We start from the raw sequence: 7,401 nt of genomic DNA, 5'->3' as shown, positions 1-7,401 counted from the left end.
TCAGGACAGTGCTCGGGAGAATACGCGCAACGTTCATGCTACCGGCGCCTCGGCTCTCTTTGCTGCCTGCGAACGCGCAGGCGTACGAAGGGTTATCCATTTCTCTGCAGTCGGTGTCGACCGGGAACAGCCTTCAGCTTTCTCGGCCAGCAAGCTGGCTGGGGACCATGCGTTGATGGAGCGTGATCTCAACTGGTTGATCCTGCGGCCCTCGGTGGTGCTCGGTCGGCCCGCCTTCGGCGCAAGCGCCCTTTTTCGAGGCCTCGCGGCCCTGCCGCTGGCTCCAGCAATGCCCGGCACGGGGCTTCTGCAGGTGGTCCAACTTGACGATGTGGTCTCCACTGTTTCGATCCTGCTCGGTAGGCAAGGCCCGTTCCGCCTGACGCTCGAACTGGCAGGACCCGAGGCACTGACGATGAGCGAAGTCGTCGCCCGGTACCGCCAATGGTTTGGGTGGGGCAGAGCGAAGGAGTTTGTCCTGCCCGGATGGATGGCCGCAACGCTTTACCGGCTCGGCGACGTGGCGGGCCTCCTCGGCTGGCGGCCTCCAATACGCACCAACGCCGCCAAGGAAATCGCGCGCGGTGCGACCGGCGCTTTGGAGCCGTGGAAGCTTGCAACCGGGCTCCAGCCGTCCAGTCTCGCGTCCGCCTTGGCCGCCAGCCCTCCCACCGTGCAAGAGCGCTGGTTTGCCAGGCTCTACTTCGTGAAGCCGGCAATCTTCGTGGTTCTGCCGTTCTTCTGGATCGCGACCGGTATCATCTCCCTCACCACCGGTTGGCGCAGCGGAGTGGAGCTTCTGCTCAACACCGCCTTCGAGCCCTTGGCCGGCCCGGCTGTTGTCGCAGGCGCGTTGGCCGATATGGTCGTCGGCGCGATGATCGCATGGCGTCCGGCCAGCCGGGTAGGGCTCTGGGGGGCGATCTCGATTTCATCCTTCTATGCGATTGCTGGAACAATTCTTCGCCCGGACCTGTGGAACGAGCCCCTCGGCCCCCTGATGAAAATCCTGCCGATACTCGTCTTGCACTTCTGCGCGCTGGCGATCCTGGAGGAACGCTGATGCTCTACTTTGCGCTGAAATATTTGCACCTCATCGGCGCTGCCGTGCTGCTCGGCACCGGTGCCGGCATTGCGTTCTTCATGCTCCTCGCCCACCGGACCGGCAGCGCCGCCACGATCGCCGCCGTGGCCCGGATCGTCGTCATTGCCGATTTCCTGTTCACCGCCACTGCCGTCATCGCGCAACCGATAACCGGCGCCGCATTGGCCTGGCAGTCTGGCTACTCGCTCCGCGAGGGCTGGATCGTGCTGTCGATCCTGCTCTACGTCGTCACCGGGCTGTTCTGGTTACCGGTGGTGTGGATGCAGATGCGCATGCGGGATCTCGCTGCGCAAGCCGCATCCGCTGGCATCCCGCCGCCCGAGCGCTACAAACAGCTCTTTCGGCTTTGGTTCGCTTTCGGGTTTCCAGCATTCGCATGCGTGGCCGCGATCTATTGGCTCATGATCACACGGCCCGCAATCGAGCTGTTCTGACGAGCTCCCGAACTCTGCGCGATACGGACGCGCAACGACAGTGTCTTGCGGCCAGCGAGGGCTGTCTCTCCCGCCTTTGGCATCTCGTGTACCCCGTAAGGACGCACCGGGCCTCGTCAAATTGGCAGGGCCCAATCAGCCCACTTCATCTTTTCTTGCGAGGGGTGGCCTCTGCCCGCGCAGGCGCCTCTTTGATGCTCGCCGCGCCGCCCATGTCGCCATTCTTGGTTCGTCCGGCCCCCGGTCCGGCACCTAGATCCGCGCCCGTGGTCGGAGCGGAGGAGGGGTCAGAAAGCGTGCGCTCGCCCATCTTGGCTACGATCTTCATGTCCTTGGCCGCCAGCTTGACTGTTGCCGTCCCATCGCCATCGTCCGCCGGCATGACTTCCTCAAGGTCGTCCACGCGGTCCCATTCATCGCCCGAGTTCCACGGCCCGTTTATGTCCCCTTCGCCCTGCGACGTGTTGACGTACATGCTGGCAAATCTCTCGATGCCGGGGAGCTTGCCGGTGGGGAAGTTGTTCTCGATCGCGTACAGCGCTTTCTCGAACGATTTCTGATGCGCGATTTCGCGCGTCATGAGGAACCCTAGCGCGTCCTTGACGCCGGGATCATCGGTGATGTTGATCAGCCGCTCATAGACGATCTTGGCCCTTGCCTCCGCCGCAATGTTGGACCGCAGGTCGACGGTGGGCTCGCCGCGGGAATCGATATAGGCGGCAGTCCACGGCACCCCAGCGGAGTCGCACAGCGCAGGTGCGCCGCCGAACAGGATGGACTCCTTGGCCGTCGTGCCGCTGGCGCCAACCATCAAGTAGAGCTCTGCCTCCTTCATCTGCCCTTCGGCAAGCTGTGCTTTCAGGCCTTTGTTGAGCATGGTGACAATCGAGCCGACGACCTCCAGGTGGCTCAATTCCTCGGTTGCGATGTCGAGCAACATGTCTTTGCGGCCGACATCGTCTTCGCCCAGCCCTTGGGTGAAGTAGCGCATGGCGGCGGCAAGCTCGCCATCGGCGCCTCCGAACTGTTCCATGATCATACAGGCGAGACGCGGATTGGGTTCCGAGACACGGACGGTGTACTGCAGTCGCTTGTTGTGCATGAACATGGGGGGCCTCCAGGGTTGAGGCTCCCTAACATCGCGGCGCGGTGATTGTTCCTCGCGGAAATAGAATGGCGGATGGTCACCCGCTCTTGGCTCAGGGCGAAAGAACCTTCTGGTGGAATTTTTGCTTTGATGAGCCTTGAGGGCGATCACGCCGCGCCCGCGGCACGCTCGACTAGCGCGACAATATCGTGCCGGCGATCGGGAGCGCGTCTGACCGGTCAATCGACGCACCTCGGGACGACGGGTCAGTGATCTATCGGCGCGGGCTGAACAAGCACAAAGGTCCAGGCCGGAAGGGGGGGCAAGCGCGGCGGTTTCATCGGTCGACGTCGATCCAGGCGGGAGCGTGATCGCTGGGCTTTTCCCACCCACGGGTCTCGACATCGACACCTGCAGCTTGGATCGTCTGCGCAAGCGATGGGCTTACAAGCAAGTGATCCATGCGCAGGCCGGAGCTGCGATCGTAGCCGCCGCGATAGGAGAAGTTCCAATAGGTGTATATGCCCTTGCCTGGGTGGATCCGGAGAATCGCATCCACCCAGCCCAGGTCCAGCATGCGAGCGTAGGCGCTCCGGCTTTCCAGGAAGAAGACGGCATCGCCCAACCAGCGCGCAGGCACTACAGCGTCCATCTCGGTGGGGACGACATTGTAGTCGCCACAGAGAACGGCGTGCTCGTCTAGTAGGGATTTGATGTAGGTCAGGAGACGTTCGAACCAGCGGAGCTTGTAATCGAACTTGGGGCCTGGCGCCGGATTGCCATTGGGGAGATAGATGCAGCCGACGACAAGGTCGTCGATCTCCGCCTCTAAATAGCGGCTATGCGTATCATCGGGATCGCCCGGCAAGCCGCGGCGGCGCTCGACCGGGTCCGTTCACGCGCGAGGATTGCCACGCCATTGTAGGATTTCTGGCCGTGCCAGATCGCGCCGAAGCCGGCATCTCGAATTGCCTCGATCGGAAATTTGTCGTCCGACGTTTTCAGTTCCTGGAGGCAGACCACGTCATAGGCAGTCTCGCCAAGCCACTTCAGCAGCACCGGCAAGCGGCCATTGACGCCATTGACGTTGAACGTCGCGATCCGCGTCATCGCTATATCCCAGGGGTATTTCGAACACCCTCGGCCCCCATTCTCCACAGCCCATCCGCAGGAGCCTGGAGGAAAGCGGTAACGCCGTCGAAACGGCCAGCCAGCTCTTCCTTTACCCTCTCGAATTCTTCCTGCCCGAAAGGCTGCCCTTGGTTGTCCATGCATGGGAGCAGAATTTGAACAAGGTGCATGGCATCAACGGTGGCAGGTACGGTTTCCGCGTTCAAGGCCATTGTGAAACGTCGGTGGCCGCGATGAGGGCGTGACCGAAGGCTGATAGGCATCAAAGCCGGTAATTGACCTGTGGATTATTATCATCCGCCAGGTCGTGGATTTGGGGACTGATGATGCGCTTCTGGCTCTTTCTCGCATCGTGAGCCGGCTCGCTCCGCTAGCATGGCATTGTGGATATGAGTGGATGCCAAAGCCGCCTGACCAAATCCCACCGCTATCTGGTTCAGTGCTTTGGCCACGTCTCCGACGGCGTAGACCCCCTCGATCGAGGTTTGCGCGTGTGGTCCAATGAGAATGTAGCCGTCCTCATCACAGTGCGCGCCAACTTCCATGGCGAGTTCCGATCGAACGTCGCACCCCATGGCGGCATAAAGCACGTCGATCCGCTCCGTCGATCCATCCGCCATGACGAGATCGAGGCCGGAGTTCCGTGGAACAAGATCGTCCACGAAGTCCCGGACCGCAATGCCGGCGGCGCCAGCCTTCGCACGGGTAGACCCTGAAACGTCTTCGGGATAGTTGCATATGATGCAAATGTCCCGACTGTAGTGCCGCAGGTACAGAGCCTCTTTAAGAGCCGAGCGTTCGGGGCCAACAACCGCGATGCGCTGTCCCTGAACCTCATAGGCATCGCAAACAGGACACAGCCGAACAATCCCTGCCGCAATCGCCTTGCGCAGGCCATGCATAGCGGGGGCCCGATCGACGACGCCCGTCGCGAGCACAACGCGGGACGCATGAACGTGACCGGTAGTCGTTGCGAGAACGAAAGCACCGGGTCTTGCTGTCAGAGACTTTACGCCCGCCGCGACTATTTCGGTTCCGTATGCCATCGCTTGCGCTCTCAAGCGGGCCAGCAGATCCTTGCCTGAAACGCCATCGGGAAAGCCTGGGCAATTGTGGGTCTTGGGAATGAGTTCCGCCCGTCCGTCGCCGGCGTCGAAGAGCAGCACGGATCGCAAGAAGCGAGACAGATAGACGGCCGCGGCAAGACCGGCAGGACCGCCCCCCACAACAGCGACATCGCAAAAGCGATTGATGCCCGGATTGATCATCGCCGCCGAACAAGCACAGGCCCTTGTTGTTCCGCTAGCGTGCTTGTGCAGCATCCAGTCAAGTTGCTGCTGGCGGGAGGTCAAAAAATGGAGCAGTTCGGCGGCGCGGTTGGCGAGCTTGCTGCATGCGCTATTTCACCCAATGCCGGGGCGAAGACGATCTCGGCCGCAAGAACATGTTGCTCGACGTAACGACCGAAGAGACTCAGCCATCTCGAGGATCCAGGCTCGATTGTCACAATGCTCGACAAGGGCCTGAAACCGGAGCTTCGAGGGCAGATGAAGAAGGCCGAAGTGAACTGGATGGTTGTCGCCAGTGGCACGATGGCGGTAACTCGAGGTGGTTAGTCTGAGCATGACGTCTGGTCGGCGAAACTATCTGGTTCGGTGTGTGGCTTGTCGAATGATCTTAGCGGCTTCGTGGATGGTGATACCGCACCTGCGGGCGTAGTAGGCTGCTTCCGCGATGAGCGCGCTTTCTAAAGGCTTTTCAGCTCTATGTTTGGCCCTAAGCTTTTCCTTCTTCCCCATATCAATCATGTCGCGTTTAGCCGGAGTGGCCGCTGCTAGTGATGCCTCAGCCAAGAGAAGTAGCAGCGGGCCGCTTGGGCAGATTGGAGCCTGCTGCCCACTACCGAACTCCGTCAACGGTCATCTGTTCCAGAAGCAAGCTCGGCGCCAATCGGGACCAGTGAACTGTTGAAAGGTGAAGGGACCTTCTGGTCATGCCTATGGCGGAAGGGAACCCCCTCATTCTGGCGTGAAGTCCAGCTCAGGCGTCAATCGTCGACAGTAGGCGCAAACCAGATCGACGGTAGCTTGCACGTCGTCGAGGCAAAGAACTTCCGACGGCGTGTGCATGTAGCGCACTGGCACTGAAAGCACGCCGCTCGCGACGCCACCACGAGTCTCTTGAATTGCACGCGCGTCCGTCGGACTGGAACTACCCAAGCTCTGGATTTGGAAAGGTATGTTCTCTTCCTCGGCAGCCGGACCGAAACACCTCGAAGACTGCGGGATTGGTTTTCGCTCTCTGCCGAGGGCGTCACCGGTCGCTAGCTTGTTCACCCCTCTGAAGCCGGCGCTCTAATTCGAACCTTCACGAGAGGGCTTCAGTCGCGGTTCTTCTTTTGATGAAGGAACAAGCGGTAATTCAGCTTGTTGAAAAGAGGTCTGCGATCGTCCCCTCAAGCGACCGCAGATTGGTGGAGACACCGGCCCGCGTCCTTGCCGAGGGGCGCGGGTTCCACTCGAGGACGATTGCCGGAACCAACAGGAGTTGCTCCGGCTGCTCTGCCCTGAACGGAGAACAATCATGCTCAGATTTCTGATAACTCTCGGCGCAGTCTATGCCGCTTTCAAGCTTGGACGCGAGGTCGGGCGTGGAGAGGCTCGAATATTGGCAATGCCCCAGTAGACTACGAGCGCCGGCCGTCAGCACGGAGGTACGAGGATTAGCGTTTAGCCGGTGGGATCGGCAATCCCAGTTTACTGCAGCGCGCCCGCGTCCGGCATTCAAGGCTGGAGCAAGGCGCCACCGTATTGCGACCACAGGCGGTCGCAGCCCCATTTCCTGAGGCTTGGCGTGCCCGGTAACCCGTATGGACCATGGCACCGCGAACATCGTAACCGAGCACCGACGCGTTGGCGACGAACTGGATGGCGTGCCCCAAGCTTAAAGCGCTGATCCGCGTTTCAATTTTGCTGGTGAGGTCGACCACGCCGAAGATTTCCACATCTGCCCCTCGGCCGGCCAAAACAGCCGACGAGATCGCATCGTCCAAGGCAAGGAGCATAGCGAAGTCCCCGATAAGCTCTTCCTAACTTGGGCGCGCGCGATTGGTTCCAGGTCCGGCACGGATCGTGGCACGCCACGGAAACCCGGCAGACGGGGCGGAAGGCGCTACTTTCCGACCGGCGTGATGCACAACGAGTGGATGCGGCGGAATCGGGCGACCGGCGGACTTCAAATTGCCGCATTGACGAACTGTCAGGACTTCGGCGCGCGTCGTGACGTCATCCAGGACCTGAAGCGGGAGATCGACGAGCTGCGCCTGAAGCAAGCCCTTCCCTAAAAATTTGTAGGCGCGGCCCGTGCACATGATTGGTCGCTCGGTCCTGGTGGGTCCGAGACCAACCACCTCTCACCCGCTGGCTTCGGCCAGCGGGTTTTTTGCTTCGCCCTCTCGCGGAATGTAAAGGGCCTGTCCAGATGGCACCTTTGCAGCGAACTGGAGAGTGAACAGAAGCCGATTTTGGTCATCCGTTACGTTCATGATCCAGGGGGTCATATGCTCCCAAAAAGACTGCTTGCTGTCGTTGATCATCTCGCCGGCCGCGCGCACTGCTTCCAGGCGCGCGGCATCCAGATCGGGA

The 7,401-nt window shown here is 60.9% G+C and carries 7 protein-coding genes and 1 pseudogene; 3 read left to right on the top strand and 5 right to left on the bottom strand.

The annotated features are described in order from the left end of the window. Positions 1-1,063: SDR family oxidoreductase (locus tag EOA27_RS14535; RefSeq protein ID WP_145970352.1), on the top strand; the 1,063-nt coding region annotated here is incomplete at its 5' end. Next, positions 1,063-1,539: a DUF2269 family protein gene (locus EOA27_RS14530; RefSeq protein ID WP_126079513.1), complete on the top strand. Its 477-nt coding sequence runs from the start codon at positions 1,063-1,065 to the stop codon at positions 1,537-1,539. The genes EOA27_RS14535 and EOA27_RS14530, both read left to right, overlap by 1 nt. A gap of 145 nt (positions 1,540-1,684) precedes the next feature. Here the strand turns inward: EOA27_RS14530 and EOA27_RS14525 are convergent, their stop codons facing one another. The 4 genes and pseudogenes from EOA27_RS14525 to EOA27_RS14490 all read right to left on the bottom strand — a co-directional run bounded on the left by EOA27_RS14525 (position 1,685) and on the right by EOA27_RS14490 (position 6,821). After that, positions 1,685-2,647 (bottom strand): manganese catalase family protein, encoded by a 963-nt coding sequence (locus EOA27_RS14525; protein ID WP_126079512.1) that lies wholly within the window; start codon positions 2,645-2,647, stop codon positions 1,685-1,687. A 316-nt stretch (positions 2,648-2,963) separates the two neighbouring features. Beyond that, positions 2,964-3,736, bottom strand: a pseudogene (gene xth / locus EOA27_RS14520) (exodeoxyribonuclease III). Between the two features lie 314 nt (positions 3,737-4,050). After that, positions 4,051-5,079 (bottom strand): NAD(P)/FAD-dependent oxidoreductase, encoded by a 1,029-nt coding sequence (locus tag EOA27_RS14510; RefSeq protein WP_245463172.1) that lies wholly within the window; start codon positions 5,077-5,079, stop codon positions 4,051-4,053. A 1,400-nt stretch (positions 5,080-6,479) separates the two neighbouring features. Continuing rightward, positions 6,480-6,821, bottom strand: a complete 342-nt coding sequence (locus tag EOA27_RS14490; RefSeq protein WP_245467263.1) for a hypothetical protein — start codon at positions 6,819-6,821, stop codon at positions 6,480-6,482. 126 nt (positions 6,822-6,947) lie between these two features. Here EOA27_RS14490 and EOA27_RS40700 point away from each other — a divergent pair, with 126 nt between their 5' ends. After that, positions 6,948-7,100, top strand: coding sequence for a hypothetical protein (locus EOA27_RS40700; protein WP_189341885.1), 153 nt, complete (start codon positions 6,948-6,950; stop codon positions 7,098-7,100). 69 nt (positions 7,101-7,169) lie between these two features. On the opposite strand, the gene EOA27_RS40695 is transcribed toward EOA27_RS40700, so the two are convergent. After that, the coding region (locus EOA27_RS40695) for a hypothetical protein (protein WP_189562032.1) at positions 7,170-7,401 on the bottom strand (232 nt) is incomplete at its 5' end.

Origin of the sequence: Mesorhizobium sp. M2A.F.Ca.ET.037.01.1.1 (assembly GCF_003998075.1) — a bacterium.
In the GTDB taxonomy this organism is placed as follows: Bacteria; Pseudomonadota; Alphaproteobacteria; order Rhizobiales; family Rhizobiaceae; genus Mesorhizobium.
This window is presented reverse-complemented; position numbering and strand designations above follow the sequence as displayed.

Coding starts and splice junctions, on each gene's coding strand:
- EOA27_RS14530 (WP_126079513.1), top strand. CDS start 1,063: ATGCTCTACTTTGCGCTGAAATATTTGCACCTCATCGGCGCTGCCGTG.
- EOA27_RS14525 (WP_126079512.1), bottom strand. CDS start 2,647: ATGTTCATGCACAACAAGCGACTGCAGTACACCGTCCGTGTCTCGGAA.
- EOA27_RS14510 (WP_245463172.1), bottom strand. CDS start 5,079: ATGCTGCACAAGCACGCTAGCGGAACAACAAGGGCCTGTGCTTGTTCG.
- EOA27_RS14490 (WP_245467263.1), bottom strand. CDS start 6,821: ATGCTCCTTGCCTTGGACGATGCGATCTCGTCGGCTGTTTTGGCCGGC.
- EOA27_RS40700 (WP_189341885.1), top strand. CDS start 6,948: ATGCACAACGAGTGGATGCGGCGGAATCGGGCGACCGGCGGACTTCAA.